This is a genomic window from Methylomonas stagni (assembly GCF_050154735.1).
GTDB classification, from domain to species: Bacteria; Pseudomonadota; Gammaproteobacteria; order Methylococcales; family Methylomonadaceae; genus Methylomonas; species Methylomonas koyamae_A.
In genome coordinates, this window is record NZ_CP189557.1 from 2,395,010 (window position 1) to 2,410,885 (window position 15,876).

12 protein-coding genes are annotated in these 15,876 nt (G+C 58.9%); 7 read left to right on the plus strand and 5 right to left on the minus strand.

What is annotated here, in order from left to right:
* Positions 1 to 261: 261 nt before the first annotated feature.
* Complete coding sequence (locus ACP4CD_RS11190; protein ID WP_426994597.1) at positions 262 to 2,496, minus strand: putative bifunctional diguanylate cyclase/phosphodiesterase; 2,235 nt, start codon at positions 2,494 to 2,496, stop codon at positions 262 to 264.
* A 241-nt stretch (positions 2,497 to 2,737) separates the two neighbouring features.
* Here ACP4CD_RS11190 and ACP4CD_RS11195 point away from each other — a divergent pair, with 241 nt between their 5' ends.
* The 4 genes from ACP4CD_RS11195 to ACP4CD_RS11210 all read left to right on the plus strand — a co-directional run bounded on the left by ACP4CD_RS11195 (position 2,738) and on the right by ACP4CD_RS11210 (position 5,249).
* Complete coding sequence (locus ACP4CD_RS11195) at positions 2,738 to 2,980, plus strand: hypothetical protein (RefSeq protein WP_064031000.1); 243 nt, start codon at positions 2,738 to 2,740, stop codon at positions 2,978 to 2,980.
* A 5-nt stretch (positions 2,981 to 2,985) separates the two neighbouring features.
* Positions 2,986 to 3,327, plus strand: a complete 342-nt coding sequence (locus ACP4CD_RS11200; protein ID WP_168032180.1) for an ArsC family reductase — start codon at positions 2,986 to 2,988, stop codon at positions 3,325 to 3,327.
* Positions 3,324 to 4,451 carry a succinyl-diaminopimelate desuccinylase gene (dapE, locus tag ACP4CD_RS11205; protein WP_426994598.1) on the plus strand — a complete coding sequence of 376 codons (1,128 nt, stop codon included), beginning with the start codon at positions 3,324 to 3,326 and terminating at the stop codon, positions 4,449 to 4,451. Before ACP4CD_RS11200 ends, dapE begins: the two co-directional genes overlap by 4 nt.
* A 69-nt stretch (positions 4,452 to 4,520) precedes the next feature.
* Positions 4,521 to 5,249, plus strand: a complete 729-nt coding sequence (locus ACP4CD_RS11210) for a TIGR00266 family protein (protein ID WP_071157243.1) — start codon at positions 4,521 to 4,523, stop codon at positions 5,247 to 5,249.
* 12 nt (positions 5,250 to 5,261) lie between these two features.
* On the opposite strand, the gene ACP4CD_RS11215 is transcribed toward ACP4CD_RS11210, so the two are convergent.
* Complete coding sequence (locus ACP4CD_RS11215) at positions 5,262 to 7,256, minus strand: alpha/beta hydrolase family protein (RefSeq protein WP_168032176.1); 1,995 nt, start codon at positions 7,254 to 7,256, stop codon at positions 5,262 to 5,264.
* A 238-nt stretch (positions 7,257 to 7,494) separates the two neighbouring features.
* Between ACP4CD_RS11215 and ACP4CD_RS11220 the strand changes: the two genes are divergently transcribed.
* Positions 7,495 to 9,396 carry a hypothetical protein gene (locus ACP4CD_RS11220; protein WP_426994599.1) on the plus strand — a complete coding sequence of 634 codons (1,902 nt, stop codon included), beginning with the start codon at positions 7,495 to 7,497 and terminating at the stop codon, positions 9,394 to 9,396.
* Positions 9,397 to 9,945: 549 nt separating this feature from the next.
* Here ACP4CD_RS11220 and ACP4CD_RS11225 read toward each other — a convergent pair.
* The 3 genes from ACP4CD_RS11225 to radC all read right to left on the minus strand — a co-directional run bounded on the left by ACP4CD_RS11225 (position 9,946) and on the right by radC (position 14,140).
* Positions 9,946 to 11,913, minus strand: coding sequence for a DUF3857 domain-containing transglutaminase family protein (locus ACP4CD_RS11225; protein WP_064031006.1), 1,968 nt, complete (start codon positions 11,911 to 11,913; stop codon positions 9,946 to 9,948).
* Complete coding sequence (locus ACP4CD_RS11230) at positions 11,910 to 13,349, minus strand: hypothetical protein (protein ID WP_426994600.1); 1,440 nt, start codon at positions 13,347 to 13,349, stop codon at positions 11,910 to 11,912. The genes ACP4CD_RS11225 and ACP4CD_RS11230 overlap by 4 nt, the downstream gene beginning before the upstream one ends.
* A gap of 116 nt (positions 13,350 to 13,465) precedes the next feature.
* Positions 13,466 to 14,140: a RadC family protein gene (radC, locus tag ACP4CD_RS11235; RefSeq protein ID WP_064031008.1), complete on the minus strand. Its 675-nt coding sequence runs from the start codon at positions 14,138 to 14,140 to the stop codon at positions 13,466 to 13,468.
* On the opposite strand from radC, the gene coaBC reads away from it, so the two are divergent.
* On the plus strand, positions 14,133 to 15,437 hold the full coding sequence (gene coaBC / locus ACP4CD_RS11240; protein ID WP_426994601.1) for a bifunctional phosphopantothenoylcysteine decarboxylase/phosphopantothenate--cysteine ligase CoaBC: 1,305 nt from the start codon (positions 14,133 to 14,135) through the stop codon (positions 15,435 to 15,437). The two genes, radC and coaBC, sit on opposite strands and share 8 nt — an antisense overlap.
* Positions 15,409 to 15,864, plus strand: coding sequence for a dUTP diphosphatase (dut, locus tag ACP4CD_RS11245; protein WP_071157233.1), 456 nt, complete (start codon positions 15,409 to 15,411; stop codon positions 15,862 to 15,864). The genes coaBC and dut overlap by 29 nt, the downstream gene beginning before the upstream one ends.
* The last annotated feature ends 12 nt before the right edge of the window (positions 15,865 to 15,876 follow it).

Below are 15,876 nucleotides of genomic sequence, written 5' to 3' on the forward strand. Positions count from 1 at the left end.
TAAAACCGGCTAATATTCGCTTAATGACGACTCCGATTTATCAAGGCATCTGGAGTCAACAAGATTTCGAAAACCTCATTGCCGGAAATCTGCAACTCGCCCCATCCGTGGTGTGTATGGCCGTGCAATCGAATTTATCGATAGCTCCGGAGGAGTATAGCGATCGACTTGACGACTTTATTCGACATCAACAATAAGCGGTATTCACTCGACGCTGTCGAAGACTTGCAAACGCCTGAACCCAACCGGGTTGGTCGAAAATTAGCCAACCCTAGCCAACATAGTCTCGAAATCCGCTACGCTCAACGGCTTGGCAAACCAATAGCCCTGGGCGAAATCGCAGCCGGCCGCGCTTAACAAGTCCCGCTGTTCTCGAGTTTCGACGCCCTCGGCTATCACTTGCATCCCCAAGCGGTGCGCCATCGTCACGATGGCTTCGCAGAGTACCAGATCGCTGGAGTCCGGCGCCAGATTACGCACAAACGATTGGTCGATTTTCAAGTAATCGATGTCGAACTTTTTAAATACGACAACGATGAATAACCGGTACCGAAGTCGTCGATCGCTACTTGGATACCGGCATCGCGAAACGCCAATAGTTTGTTTGAAACCTGCTCGTCCGCATCCAGCAGCAAGCCTTCGGTGATCTCGACCACGATGCTGTGACCGGATAAACCCAAGCCGACCAAATACCCCCCAGTCTTCGTCACCCTTGAATTGCAGCGGCGACTTGTTCACGCTGATTTGAAAATCGGCGCCATACGCGGCTTGCCAGGCCGCGACCTGTTCGACCGCGCGCTCGAACACCCAGCCGCCTATCTCCCGGATCAAGCGGGTTTCCTCCGCCAGTGGAATGAATTCGGCCGGACTGATGAACCCGCGTTGCGGATGTTGCCAACGAATCAAGGCCTCGGCCTTGCGAATTCGCCCGGTCGCTAGCTCGACAATAGGCTGATAAACCAAATGGAATTGACCGCGGGCCAAGGCTTCGCGCAAATCGCTGGAAGTCCTGGAACGATGTTCGGCGGCGATTTGCAGGGCTGGCGTAAAATAGCGCCAGGCATTGCGCCCCTGGTTCTTGGCGGCGTACATGGCCTGATCGGCATATTTCAGCAGAGCGTCGATGCCGACGGCATCGTCCGGGAACAGGGCGATACCGATACTGGCGGACAGATAACTGGCGGCCCCATCCAGCACGAAAGGCGCGGCCAATGTATCCAAAAACGTTTGCGCGGTTTGCTCGACGCTTACGTTGTCGGCGATGTCGGGCAAGATCAACGTGAACTCGTCGCCGCCCAACCGAGCCAATACGCTATTTTGACCGGCACAAGCCTGCAAACGCTCGCCGGCGGCCTTTAGCAGAGCGTCGCCATAGGCATGGCCAACCGTGTCGTTGACTTCCTTAAAATGATCCAGATCGATCAACAGCAACGCCAACCGGTCTCCGTTGTGGAGGGCAGCTTTGATCGCTTGTTCCAGACGGTCGTAAAAACGGTTGCGGTTCGGCAAGCCGGTCAACGCATCGTAATTCGCTTGCCGCCAAATGATTTCATCACTGCGTTTCTTGTCGCTGAGGTCGGAAAAGATGCCCAGATAGTGACCCAGCTTTCCGTCTCCGCCGTTGATCGCGGTAATGCTTAGCCATTCGGGATAAACCCGACCGTCGCGGGCTTTGTTCCAGATTTCGCCTTGCCAATAACCGTTGGCGGCCAAGCTTTGCCACATTTTTTGGTAAAACGCGGGACCGTGCCGTCCAGCCGATAGCAGCGACGGATTCTTGCCCTTGACTTGGTCGAGCGCGTATCCGGTAATGCGGGTAAATGCTCGGTTGACCGAAACGATGCGGTTGCCGGCATCGGTGATCATGATCCCTTCGGTACTGTACTCGAACACCTTACCGGCCAGATGCAGCTGTTCATTGGCTCTGCGCTGCTCCAGTACGATGCCGACAATGAAAGCGCCGATTTCCAACAACTTGTGATGGAACGAGCTAGGCAGGCGATGTTCGAAGCTGGACAACGCGAACGAACCGATCACCCGACCGCCCTTGCCTCGTATCGGCATCGACCAACAGGCGCCGATGTTGAAATTGCAGGCCAGTTGGCGAAGGTCCTGCCAACGCGGGTCGGTATGGGTATTTTCGACGAAAACCGGTTCTCGCCGAAATACCGCGTTCCCGCAAGAACCCGCACCAGGTCCAGGTCGCAAACCGTTCAGTTGGGCGACGCCCTCGACCGGAACACTGGGCGCCGCGAACACGTGCAAACGTTGGCCTTCGTCGTCCAATAACATCACCGAAGCGACCGCATTGGGCAACAACTGCTCTTCCAGCAAACAAATTTGCCGACACACTTCGACGGCATCGTAACCCAGGGCCACCAACCGCAGAATATCCTGCTGCAATTGCAAGATACGGGCTTGATCGCCGCAATCTAATGCCATGTATTCGACACCTTGATTTGTTGCCTGAAATTCGCTGCCGGGATGGGTTTGCATGCTACTGTCGAGAGACTCCTTAACCGGCCGGCCAAGCGCCACAGCCTTATACCGGGCATTTTCGCATGATTTGCAGCGTTTTTTCGATATACCTCCGAAGGGTGGCTCCAAAAACGGGCAAGCGCCGCCACCCGGAAAATGGTACTCTAGCGGCAATCTGTTCAAGGATTCTCGCCCGACGCACGGAGCGTCCCGCCAACAGCAAACATTCCTTTCCGATCAACTCAATTCGAATCTAGCCATGGCCGAAAACATCTCCAATAACGCACTCATCCTCGCCCTGCTGTCGCTGAACGGCGAAATTGCAATTCAAAAAGACTATCTGGACTCCGGCGAAATCCCGGAAGACGAAGTCGCCGACGAGGAAGAAGTCCTCGACGACCTCGAACAAGCCTTCATGGAATTCGTCGACGTCTACAAAGCTCGCGCCAAGGCCGACGAGACCCTGCCTAGCCTGGAAGAATTGCTGGCCGGAGACGCCTGACAGCCATGCTCGTGCTTTACGGAATCAAAAACTGCGATACCGTCAAGAAGGCGCGCGCCTGTCTGGACGGACGCGGCGTGAATTACCGCTTCCACGATTTCCGAGTTGACGGCTTGGATGAAGCCCTGCTGCGACGCTTTGTCGCCGACGCCGGCTGGAACACGGTGTTGAATCAGCGCAGTACCAGCTGGCGCTCGTTGAGCGACGCGCAAAAAGCCGATCTGGACGAAACCAAGGCCGTGGCGCTGATGCTGGAATTGCCGACGCTAATCAAGCGGCCGATACTCGACGACGGGCAACAATTGATCGTCGGCTTCGCCGCCGATCGTTATCCAAGCGCATCATGAGCGAAACCCTGACTTTGCTGCAGGCGTTGATTCGCCGAGCCTCGGTGACGCCCGCCGATGCCGGTTGCCAGGACGTCTTGGCCGAACGCCTGGCTCCGCTGGGCTTTAAGGACGAGCGTCTGAATTTCGGCGACACCCAAAATTTGTGGCTGCGCAGGGGCACCCAGGCACCGCTACTAGTGTTCCTCGGCCACACCGACGTGGTGCCGCCCGGCCCGCTGGAGAAGTGGGACAGTCCGCCGTTCGAGCCGACGCTACGCGACGGCAAACTCTACGGTCGCGGCAGCGCCGACATGAAGGGCAGCATCGCCGCCTTCGTCACCGCCGTCGAAGGTTTTATCGCCGAACACCCCGAGCATCGCGGCTCGATCGCGCTGTTGATGACCAGCGACGAAGAGGGGCCGGCCACCGACGGCGTGGTCAAGGTCGTCGAAGCTCTGCAAGGCCGCGGCGAAACCATGGACTGGTGCCTGGTCGGCGAGCCGTCCAGCGCGGCCAAACTCGGCGACGTGATACGGGTCGGCCGGCGCGGTTCCTTGAATGCCAAACTGACAGTGTTCGGCATTCAGGGTCACGTTGCCTACCCGGAGCTGGCCGACAACCCAATTCATCGTTTCGCGCCGGCCTTGCAGGCGCTGACCGAGGAAATCTGGGACCACGGCAACGCCTTCTTCCCGCCGACCCGTTTACAAGTCTCTAATTTAAATTCCGGTACCGGCGCCGAAAACGTGATTCCGGGCGAACTGGTCGCCCAATTCAATTTGCGCTTCAGCACCGAGCTGGACGAAGCCACGATCAAGACCCGCACCGTCGAGATTCTGGACCGCTTCGGTTTACGCTATCAACTGGACTGGCGCTTATCGGGCCATCCGTTTCTGACCGCCCAAGGCGAATTGAAAGAAGCCACCCATGCGGCTATCGAACACATTTGCGGTTATGCGACCCGAGACGACACCGGCGGCGGCACTTCCGACGGCCGCTTCGTCGCGCCGACCGGCGCCCAAGTCATCGAATTGGGCCCGATCAACGCCAGCATTCACAAAATCAACGAACATATCGATCTGGCCGATCTGGAGCGCCTGAGTTCGCTCTACCGACAAATTCTGATCAATCTACTGGCCTGATCCAGTTCCGGCCGGCCGGCATTCGGCTGACCGGCCAACCATTCAGCCACTATCCCCGAGGAGGACAGCATGCGTTGCCACGAAGTCGATTACCACATTGTCGGCCATGACATACAAATGGTCGAAATCGAACTGGACCCCAACGAAACCGTGATCGCCGAAGCCGGCGCGATGACCTACATGGAGCAGGACATCGACTTCGAAACCAAGATGGGCGACGGCTCCGGCGGTGTGATGGACAAGTTGTTCGGCTTGGGCAAGCGCATGCTGACCGGCGAATCGGTGTTCCTGACCCACTTCAGCAATCGCGGCGGCCAAAAACGCAAGGTGGCCTTTTCCGCGCCATTTCCGGGTTCGGTGATCCCGCTGAATCTGGCCGAGCTTGGCGAGGAAGTCATCTGCCAGCGCACCGCCTTTCTGGCCGCCGCCTTCGGCACCCAGGTGGACATCGCCTTCAACAAACGCCTGGGCAGCGGCTTTTTCGGCGGCGAAGGCTTTATTCTGGAGCGCTTGCGCGGTGACGGCATGGCCTTCATTCATGCCGGCGGCACCATCGTCCGCAAGGATCTGCGCAACGAAACCCTGCGTTTGGATACCGGCTGCCTGGTGGCTTTCAGCGGCGACATCGATTACGGTATCGCGATGAGCGGCGGTTTGAAAAGCATGCTGTTCGGCGGCGAAGGCTTGTTTCTGGCGACGCTGTCCGGCACCGGCTCGGTGTGGGTGCAAAGCATGCCGTTCTCGCGTCTGGCCGAACGGGTACTCAGCCAGTCCCGACCGACTCAAGACAGCGAATAAGCGGAAACCCGGCTAGCGAAAACGCCGCAAAAACGCGTCCATTTCGCCGAAAAACCGCAAGCGATCTTCCTCGCGGGTCAGATAATGATCCGCGTCTTCCATTTCGACGTAGCGCACATCCTTAAAACCGGCACTGGCCAACGCGTCGGCCATGTCCCGCGAATGGCCGACATTGACGGTCCAGTCGCCGACCCCGTGCGCCAACAGCAGCGGCGTGTGCAAACGGGCGGCTTGCTCGACCGGAGAAGTATCCTTCAAACGCGCCCTATCGCTCCACCAATGGCCCAAGGTTTTTTCGGCCATTTCGGCGCGCAAGCGATGATCCTGCCAACGCATGTCGCCCCACTCGTCCAGCAAGCGTCGCAAATCGGTGACCGGTGCCAGACTGACCGCGCAACGGTACAGCTCCGGGGTTTTGATCGCCCCCATCAATGCGGCATAACCGCCGTAACTGGCGCCGACGATGCAGACTTTCGCCGGATCGACCAATTTTTGCTCGGTCAACCAGCGTACGCCGTCGGTAATGTCGTCCTGCATTTCCAGGCCCCAACGCCGAAATCCGGCAGTCTCGAAGTCGTTACCGTAACCGGCCGACCCCCGAAAATTCAACTGCAGCACAGTCCAGCCGCGATCGGCCAGAAATTGCGTCCACGGATTGAAGCCGTGACTGTCTCGCGACCACGGCCCGCCGTGCGGGAACACGACGGCCGGGCCGGCGGTGGCGCCGGCTTGGCGCGGCTTGGTTAAATAGCCTTCCAGCTCCAAACCGTCACGCGCCTTGAAATGCACGATTTCAGATGCCGCCAACGTTTGATTCGCGAGCAGTGGGTAGCTGTCGATCAGCCGCCCCATTTGATTGTTATGCATGTTTAACCAGTAATAGGCCGGCGCGTGCGATGGTCCCGACGACAATACGATGACTTGGTTGCCGGCACTGCTGATCACCGCGTTATCCCGATCCGGCAAGGCTTGATCGATCTTGGCCTGTGCCAAGCGGGCATCCTCGTCCCAAAACACCGACTTCGCGGTGGCGGCCCGGTAATGCACGCCGAGCACCCGATTGCCGGCCGACGAATACATCAAACCGCCCGTCACGTCGTAGCGCGGGTCGGCGTATACCAGTTCCGGAGCGCTCTTGGGCGCGGACAAATGCATCCGAAAGATCGCCGACCTACCCTGGTGCGGGCCGCGTAAATACAGGATATCCGGGTCGGCGTCGAAGCCCAAGGGCTGCATGCCGTCTTCTTTCACCGCGTCATGCTCGAATAATGTTTGCCAATCGCCGCCCGCCGCGGAGCGATACACAATCCGTTCGGTACTGCCTCCGACCAAGCCCAGGCCGACCCGAACGTGGCCTTGCAAATCAGCCAGCCAACGCCTGACATAACCGGGGTTGCCGGCCACGGTTTCCCGCTCGCCACTGTAAACATCCAAACGATACACGTCAGGCGCGCCTTGCTGGCGTTCGTCCAGCATCAGCAAGATGTGACGCTCATCGCCGGGGATCAAGGCGTAGGCATCTTGAAATTGCGGAATATGCCGCCGACCGCCGAACACCGGGTCTTGAAACCTGACCAGATCGCTCTTTAGCTCGCTGCCGTCGCGGTTAATCGCAAACAAGCGAGTCTGGGTGAACTTCAAATCGGACACCCGATCCGGATACCACATCCTGACCAACAGCCGTTGATTGTTAACCCAGGTAAAGCCGCGTATATGGTATTTCTGGTTATCGGACGTAATCACCACCCGACTATCGCCGCCGCTACGATTTTGGGTAACCAGTGCACTATGGCCGTCGGTATTTTGAATAAAGGCCAGATAATCGCCGCTGGGCGACAGCGTCAAATCCTCGATCAGCGGCAAGGCCGCAAAGGCCTTAACCGGCAACTCGCCAGGTCTCGCGGCCGCCACCGGCAAAGGTTCGTTCGCCGGCCGGGAACCGCCGCAAGCCACCAACCCAACCAGCCACGGAATCAGCGCCACGCGGCGCGCGAATCGTCCTTTCACAGTCACTCCTACACGGTTAAACATCATCGGCCGCCAGCGCGGGCCGGCGCATTCTAACAAACCTGGCAGCCTAGTTAGGCCGTTATTTTTACCGCCGTTTAGATGCCGGCCCGGAGCGGGTTCGCAATTGTTCCAGTCCGACCTCGCCTGGCCAGAGCGGAAAACGCCAAGATTTCGCAACCTGGTCTAAGCTACTAACAATTTAACTAGGCTGCCGGCAATCCGGCAATTAACTGCCATGACTGATATCGATCCCGATTTTCCGCCACCCGAGCCGACGTCGCTACGTCTGATGTTATTACTTCTGCTGCTGGGCTTGACCGCCGGCCTAGCGCTGGCCTGGACCTTTTTACAACCCGCCTCGGCGCCGGAGCCGCCGACCCGCATCATTCAACCGATCTTGCCGCCACCCGCGCCCACCTCGACCTTGGATATCGCCACCGAAGCCGATAAATTACTGGCCGGCCGCGACATCGTTCCCACACTGGCCGACCAAGCCGCGCAAGCCAGGCAAGCCCTGCTCGCCGGCGATTTCGCCGCCGCCGGCCGGGCATTGGAAGTCCAATTAACGCAAAGCCGCATCCAGGACTGGGGCTTTGCCCCTTTCGACCGCTTCGTCAAGCTGATGGTCGTACCCGGCAATACCGCGCTGCTGCAACGCCTGGACCAATGGTTGGCGCAAGACCAACCGCCGGCCCTAGCCTACTTGCTGCGCGCCCAATACCATTACGACACCGGCTGGCGCATCCGCGGCCACGACTACGCCGCCAAAGTCTCCATGCGGCACAGAGGCGGCTTCGAGGTCGAGAACTCGCTGGCCGCCACCGACATCGCTCAAGCCATCGTCCGCGACGACGCCAATCCCTATAGCCGCTATTTGCTGCTGGCGATCCTGCAAGGCTACGGCAACTCGTTGGCGATGGACGGCGCCTTTCGTCTGGCGATCCGCCGCTTCCCGGACTACTACCCGCTCTACCGAGTGCAACTGAATACCTTGACGCCCAAATGGGGCGGCTCGGTGGCCGAGATGCTGGCGTTTACTCAGGAGTACGTCGATTCGGCCGCCGCCATATCGCCATTGAAACTGCTGTATTTGAATCTCTACGAAGATCTGCTGGATATTGCCGGGGCCGAATGCTTTGCGCTGGCGCCGGAAAAACGCGCCGATTGTATCGATCAGGCCCTGCGCAACGTGGCGGCCGGCCGGGACCTGCAAGCCGACATCCGCCAAGCACTGGCCTTGTATACCCCGCAAAACAGCCTGGCCTTCGGCGCCGCGCTGGAACCCATCCTGGCCGGTATCGCCCGCACCGAAGGCAACGAACGTCAAGCCAACAACCTGTTGCAACTGACCGCCGAAAGCATGGGCCACAACATCGAACTGGCCGCGACCGACACCAGTCGCAACCACTTCATGTTGGACCAACAGATCGGCGCGGTTTGGTACCGAGCCGGCCATTACGCCAACGCCGAAACCCTGTACCGACGGGCGCTGGCCGACCTGGACCGCACTGCGTTTCCAAACGCAACCCAGAAAAATGCGGCAACCGCCGCCATTTACGACCGCTTGGCCGGCATTTACAACGCCAATAAACAATACGAACAAGTCCTCGTCTATCAAAGCGCCGCCGAAAAGCTGGCGGGGATTTATCGCAAGGACTGGAGCCATTTGCAATGCACCGCGCTGGTCAAATTGAAGCGCTATCAAGAGGCGGTGCGCGCCTGCGGTGCGCAGATCGACCGCGGCAACGACTGGCAAGCGTTGTCCCGGCGCGGCGAAGCTTACGAGGCGCTGGGCCAGACCGACGCCGCGCTGGCCGATTATGCCGAAGTCGCAAACTCCGAGCAAGACGGCCGCGCTTACGCCGCCATTCAAATCTCAGTGCTTTACGCCAAGCGCAACGATATGCCGAACATGCTGGCCACGTTAAACCGCTACGACTTCTTATACGACGCCGACCAAGTATCCAGACAGGACGTAGCGATCGCCTACAACAACCGCTGCTACGCCAAAATGCAATTGGGACAGAACGAAGCCGCACTGAAAGACTGCGACGCCTCGCTGGAGTACGGCAATCTGCCGGATGCCCGCGCCAAGCAACAAGACTTGCAAAAGCGCCTGTCGGCCGGCCGGGTTTAACCCAAGGTATACCAATCTTGCGGACATAAAAAAGCCCACGTAAAGTGGGCTTCGTCCGGTGTTGTTTTTTATGTTTTCTGGACGCCTACCGCCAATGCCGATAGGTTAATTGCTTGCGCTCTTATTATTATTGTACCGTTTACACGGTTGCGTTCTCCCCCTCAAAAGACGCCGAGCTTTTGGCTCGTTTTGACCTAAGTCAAGGTTGGCGCATTCTAGTGAACTAAAACCGCTTTGTCCAGAAAAAGTGCGGCAATTTGTCGCATCTTTATTTCAAATCCTCCACAGCCCAAGTAATTCGGCCTTTCCGATCGCTAAGTCCCCGACGCCGACTGCTTTTGTTCGGCTGATGGCCGGCGATATCCGGCGCCGGGTGTACTTTTGCCCGGTGGGTATCTTGCGAAAGCCCCTGTCTGTTGGGCGGATTACCCGACTCGCGCGGCAACAACGTCTGCACTATAAACCTAGATTTATACTGCGCACCGCCATCCGCCTGACGGCCGCCGCGATGGGCAGCGCCCGTCCGCGTCCCGCTCACGGCGGGGACAGTTACTGTTGCGAACCTCCGCTTAGACTGAACCTAAACCGGGACTCGTAGCCGACCAATTCTAAAAATCGATTGTATTCGGCGATCTTGGCAACCGGAATCTCGGCTTTTGGCATTTCCAAACGGGTATAGGCGGTCACGACTTCGCCATCCTGACGGACATGCCGATGCAACTCGCCCCAAGCCGACACGTAATCGATTTTTGGGCCTCCGCTGGCGACACGTCTTCCGGCCGGCACCCGAAAACTCAACTCGCTACGGTAATCAATCCCTTCAAAACGATAGGGATAGTGCCGATTCGAGGTTTTGGCGTCGTTTGCCAAATCGCGCAGCCACGAGTCGCTCTCCTGATAGGAAGTCAGCTGTCCGAGCGTAAACAAATTGGGGTATTCCGTCACCGAATTCAACGCGATCCCGGCTTCGGAAGTTTCAAGTCCTTGCACCGAAACGCTGGGCGCGACTTGGTCGCCCATTACCGCCCGAAAATCCTCCAATAGCCAACGCTCGGACTCGGCTTTGGATTTAGCCGCCAAGACCCGCCGCAATCCGGCGGCCCAATGCGACTCGTAGCGCCTGACCAAGGTTTCGACAACGCTGCCGGCTTCGGTCAACCGATTCTCGGCCTTTACGCTGGCCACCCACGTAAAAGGCTCGCTGGGCAGGTTGCGCGGTGCTGCGCCGTCTTGACCGACCGTCAGTGCCACCGCGCCATGCAGCGTATGCGGCAAGCGGCTGCCGGCGGTCTCGGGATCGGTCAAGTCGGTGCATTGCTCCTGGTCTTTACCGAAATTGACGCAAGCAATCATATGATTGAAATAGCTCGAAGACGGCAGTAACAATTTGTTCAGTGCTCTGCGCTTGGTTGAGGTCAACACCGGGTATGCGTCCAGACCAGCGCGGCGTGCCAGATCGACGAACAGCATGGCCTTATCCTTACAATCGCCGAAGCGACGCTCTAGCGTCGCCGAAGTGGGACGCGGGATCACGCCGCCGTGGCCGTGCTCCAGGCCAACGTAGCGTATATCCCGCGCCACGAACGCCGCAACGCGCTTGAATAATTGACGGGGATTGGCAACCCCGTTACTCAGCCGCCCGATCTCGGCGTCCAAGCGCTGGTCTTTTGCCAATGCTGAATCGGTCAACGTGCGGATCCGCGCGGAAATCGCCGGCCAATCGTCGGGCTCCGCCAGCGTCAAAACCGGCAACAGATCTTGCGGAGCGGGCATTTGTTGATCGTAGGGCAGCGGCGCGACCGCGCCCAACGTCGCGCAATGCAAGGCGGCAGTCTCCTCGTGACAAGCCAGATTGCTGTCATCTGTCCTCCACGTCGGTTTGCGCGCGTCGCTGTCCCAGCTGACATCGACTTGGAAGCGTTCCACCGGGTAAAAATAGGCTGAAAATAGATTGCGCGACCAGGACAACGGTACCTTTTTGGACGCAGTTACGATTTTATAGCGCAGCACGGCGATACTGCCTGGCTTCAGCGGAGTGAGCGGAATCGTCACGAACAGACTATCGTTGAAAATATTGGGTGAATTGTCGGTATTGATTTGCAAAAGATCCGGCTCGACGTCGGTGGAGACACCTTCCGGCTGCAACACGTAAGCGGCCTGAATTTCCGCGCGTTGCGATGCCGCATCGAACCAAAACCCCAAGTTGCCGTCGTTCTCGATGGCGCTGCTGGTTAGATACAACCACGTCTCGGTCACGGTTTCCTCGACTTGACCATTCTTCAACAGTTTGAATTGATGCTCCTCGCTCAAGGCCACACTACCATAGCCGGCGCTTTCCAAAGCGTGGACGCGATCCGGCGTTGGCGCCAACTCCCGATAGCTGGAATGACGCGCGGTTTTTAGGCAACGCAACAAGTTCGCGGAATAGCCGATTTGCCGCAATTTGCTTTCCGTTCCACCGGCCGCGCACGCTAGCGCCCAACCCAGCATCAACAACAGTCCCAGTGCTTTATTCATGATTCGTTGCCAGCCGTTGCCAAACGAAAACTTCGCACCAAGGCCCCTACGTCGGCCGCCGACTGTTTTTGGCCCTGGCCGATGACTTCGATCACCTGGTCGCGAGCAACGAGCGTTGCCACATAAAGCTCGTGGGCGCCAAACGTGAAAGGCGAGTTTTGACTATACCGAGCCAACGACATCGGTTGCAGTTCGCCAGCCCATATCAAGGTCCGGGTCTCCTCGATCTTGAAATCGCGCCAGTCCCCGGCAATCGACGCCTGACGCCGATCGACATAGTAATCCAGCGATTGCCGTTCGCTGGGTCGGACTCTGACCAAAACCCACTCGTCTTCCGCCGAAGTCAGCAGCTTCATATCGGTGTCGGGGAAGCTCCCGGAATTTGCCCGTCGCCATTTTCCGCTCGGAATTGTCAAACGATAGTTTGACGCGACACCGGCGACAACTTGTTCGGCTCGCAGACGCTCCCCAGTGTAGAACGCTAGCTCGCCCCTGCCGAGGTACAATGCGAAAACCATGAACGGCAACCCCGCTAACAACACGGCGCGTTGCCGCCAACTGTAGCGATCCGGCTCCTCACGCCACGGTAACCCAGCACTGCGGCGCAACTGGTTCATCCTTTCTTGCAATATCAACCAGGGGACGGCACCGATAACGACCATGATCGGTAACAAAAAACCTGGGGCCAGCCAGCCGAAGAGTTCTCCGGCGATCATCAACACCAACAAAGTACCGGGCGCGGCTCCGAACCGGAAACGCTGATTTCCCGCGACGCGACTAACTCGCCGCGCCACCTGATAGAACACGTTCAAATTGTAAAGGGGCACCATCATCATCCAGGCGCAACGCGTCGGGTTTAGACGCGTTTCGCTGACTTCGGTCAAATCCTTGACGATGCGGTACATCAGGAAACAAGCATAGAGTCCCAAACTAAAAAACAACAGCCAGAACACCCGCCCGACTGGCGTCGGCGGATAAAGCGAGGCCTCCGCGCGAGGTTTGCTCGAAGAAACAAGCATCGGCCGTCCGCCCGCAGGCGCCGAGTCGTCACTGTCCGATTCGGCAGCGTTCGGCCGCGTCTTAATTACATGTCGCTGATGTCCGAACCAAAACAAGCAGGCGGCAAGCAGCGCGAACCCTATACAAAGGCCAAGGCTGACGAACAGCGTATCTTCCTTGCGTTGCGAATAATCCAGTAGCGGGGTCAATCCAAAACCCACGCAAAACATTAACGCCAACGTACCGCCTAGAAACACGCCGCCACCCTGGTAATTCTTGATCGCGGCCGATAGCGTCAAAAGCCCGGCCACACCGAGCGCGGCCGGTAAGGTGCCGCAGGTGCCGAAGGCAACGGCAACCCAAAATGCCAATCCCAGGTAAACCGAACTGACACCGTATAGCATCCGCGCGGGCAATCTCCTGCGTTTTTCATTCATCCTTATAATCCATCGATATTGACTTCATGCTGTCCAAGCGGCGCATGCCCGAAGATTCCCGAGATTCGACTCGGCCACCCTAGTCGAGTCTCGCGTCCGACTTTCCCGGCGTCATATCATATCAAGCCATGCTCGGCAAACGAATAGGGTAAGCCGTCTCCGACAATAAAATGATCCAGTACGCGTATGTCGAACAGGCCGAGGGCTTGTTTGAGCTTATCGGTGAGCAAGCGGTCGGCCTGACTGGGCTCGTTAATACCGGACGGATGATTGTGGGCGAAGATCACCGCCGCCGCCGCATGGTAGAGCGCGCGTTTGGCGACTTCGCGCGGGTAAACGCTGGCCCCGTCTATCGTGCCGCGAAACAATTCTTCCCACTGGATGACCCGATGCTGATTATCCAGAAACAGACAGGCGAACACCTCGAAATCGTAACCGCGCAATTGCGCGCTTAGGTAGGCGCGAGTGGCATCCGGGCTAGTCAGCGCGTCGCCGCGCTGCAACACTTCGGAAAAATGCCGACGCGCCATTTCCATGACCGCTTGCAACTGGGCGTATTTGGCATCGCCCAGGCCCTTGCTTTCGCAAAAGCGCTGGCGGTCGGCGGCCAGCAACCCCCGCAACGAGCCGAAATCGCGCAACAGCTCGCGCGCCATATCCACCGCCGTCTTGCCGGCGATACCGGTACGCAGGAAAATCGCCAGCAATTCGGCATCGGACAAGGCCGCCGCGCCGCGCTGCAACAACTTCTCGCGGGGACGTTCGTCCGCCGACCAATCCTTGATGCTCATTGTCGCTCCCGGCCGGAAAAAACGGGTCAAGCATAGAAGAATCCGGGGAGTTTGCCATAATTCCAACTCTTTACCGTTTTGGGGCAAGACGATTAACAAACGCATATTACTGGGAGTTTGCGGCGGTATCGCGGCCTACAAGGCGGCGGAATTGGTTCGCCTGTTGCGCAAGCAAGGCTGCGACGTGCGCGTCGTCATGACCGCCGCCGCCCGCGAATTCGTCGCCCCGCTGACCTTCCAGGCGCTGAGCGGCCACGCCGTTCACCTTCAGTTATTGGACGCCGGTCAAGAACAGGCGATGGGCCATATTCATCTGGCGCGCTCGGCCGACATCGTCGTCGTCGCCCCGGCCAGTGCCGATCTGCTGGCAAAATTGGCGCACGGTCTGGCCGACGACTTGTTGTCCACGCTGCTGCTGGCCGCCGACTGTCCGGTCTATGTCGCACCGGCCATGAACCAAGCCATGTGGGCCAAGCCCGCCACCCAACGCAATCTCGCTACACTGGCGGCCGACGGCGTTCGCGTGTTGGGACCTGCCAGCGGCGAGCAGGCTTGCGGCGAACTGGGACTGGGGCGGATGCTGGAGCCCGCCGAGCTTTGCGACTGCCTGTTGGCGGACGATCGGGACCGACCGCTACGAGGCGCGCGACTGGTGGTCAGCGCCGGCCCAACCCGCGAAGCGCTGGACCCGGTGCGCTTTATCAGCAATCGCAGTTCCGGCAAGATGGGATACGCATTGGCGGCGGCGGCGGCTCGGGCCGGTGCGCAAGTCACGCTGGTCAGCGGCCCGGTAGCGTTGCCGACACCACCGGGCCTCGAGCGCATCGACGTCGAAACCGCCGCCGACATGCACGCGGCGGTCATGGCTCTCATGGGCGAAGCCGATATCTACATCGGCGCGGCGGCGGTGGCCGATTACCGACCCAGCGAGATCGCCCCCGTCAAATTAAAAAAGGGGCGGGGCGCCTCGGTGATAGCATTGACCCAAAATCCGGACATCGTCGCCGATGTCGCCGCGTTAAAGCCCAAGCCGTTCGTGGTCGGCTTCGCCGCCGAAACCGACGACCTGGAAAATTACGCCCGAGGCAAATTGATCGCCAAAAATCTGGACATGATCGCCGCCAACTGGATTGGCCGTGAAGACGGCGGTTTCGACAGAGATCGCAATGCCCTGCAAGTCTATTGGCCGGGCGGGGCCGAGAGCTTGGCGATGACCGAAAAATCCGCCCTGGCCGAGCAACTCATCACTCTGATCGCGGAACATTTTCATGCGAAAAATTCAACTAAAAGTTCTTGATCCCCGTCTGGGCCACGACATTCCGCTGCCGGCATACGCCACCGACGGTTCGGCCGGCCTGGACCTGAGGGCCTGCCTGGACGCGCCGCTGACGCTGCAACCCGGCGCCAGCACGTTGATCCCGACCGGCCTGGCGATTCACATCGACGATCCGCATCTGGCCGCTGTATTGTTGCCGCGCTCCGGCCTAGGCCATAAACACGGCATTGTGCTCGGCAACCTGGTCGGCCTGATCGATTCGGATTATCAAGGCCAAATCTTCGTATCGTGCTGGAACCGGGGCAGCGAGACGTTTACCGTCGAAGTCGGCGAGCGCATCGCCCAAATGGTCTTCGTTCCGGTGGTCCAGGCCGAATTCGAATGCGTGGCCGAATTCGCCGACAGCCAACGCGGCGCCGGCGGCTTCGGCCACAGCGGCCGTCATTAAAATCCGGAGCCG

Bases quoted from the DNA above. Each gene is read 5' to 3' on its own strand.
- ACP4CD_RS11190 (WP_426994597.1), bottom strand. From the start codon at position 2,496: ATGCAAACCCATCCCGGCAGCGAATTTCAGGCAACAAATCAAGGTGTC.
- ACP4CD_RS11195 (WP_064031000.1), top strand. From the start codon at position 2,738: ATGGCCGAAAACATCTCCAATAACGCACTCATCCTCGCCCTGCTGTCG.
- ACP4CD_RS11200 (WP_168032180.1), top strand. From the start codon at position 2,986: ATGCTCGTGCTTTACGGAATCAAAAACTGCGATACCGTCAAGAAGGCG.
- dapE (WP_426994598.1), top strand. From the start codon at position 3,324: ATGAGCGAAACCCTGACTTTGCTGCAGGCGTTGATTCGCCGAGCCTCG.
- ACP4CD_RS11210 (WP_071157243.1), top strand. From the start codon at position 4,521: ATGCGTTGCCACGAAGTCGATTACCACATTGTCGGCCATGACATACAA.
- ACP4CD_RS11220 (WP_426994599.1), top strand. From the start codon at position 7,495: ATGACTGATATCGATCCCGATTTTCCGCCACCCGAGCCGACGTCGCTA.
- ACP4CD_RS11225 (WP_064031006.1), bottom strand. From the start codon at position 11,913: ATGAATAAAGCACTGGGACTGTTGTTGATGCTGGGTTGGGCGCTAGCG.
- ACP4CD_RS11230 (WP_426994600.1), bottom strand. From the start codon at position 13,349: ATGAATGAAAAACGCAGGAGATTGCCCGCGCGGATGCTATACGGTGTC.
- coaBC (WP_426994601.1), top strand. From the start codon at position 14,133: ATGCTCATTGTCGCTCCCGGCCGGAAAAAACGGGTCAAGCATAGAAGA.
- radC (WP_064031008.1), bottom strand. From the start codon at position 14,140: ATGAGCATCAAGGATTGGTCGGCGGACGAACGTCCCCGCGAGAAGTTG.
- dut (WP_071157233.1), top strand. From the start codon at position 15,409: ATGCGAAAAATTCAACTAAAAGTTCTTGATCCCCGTCTGGGCCACGAC.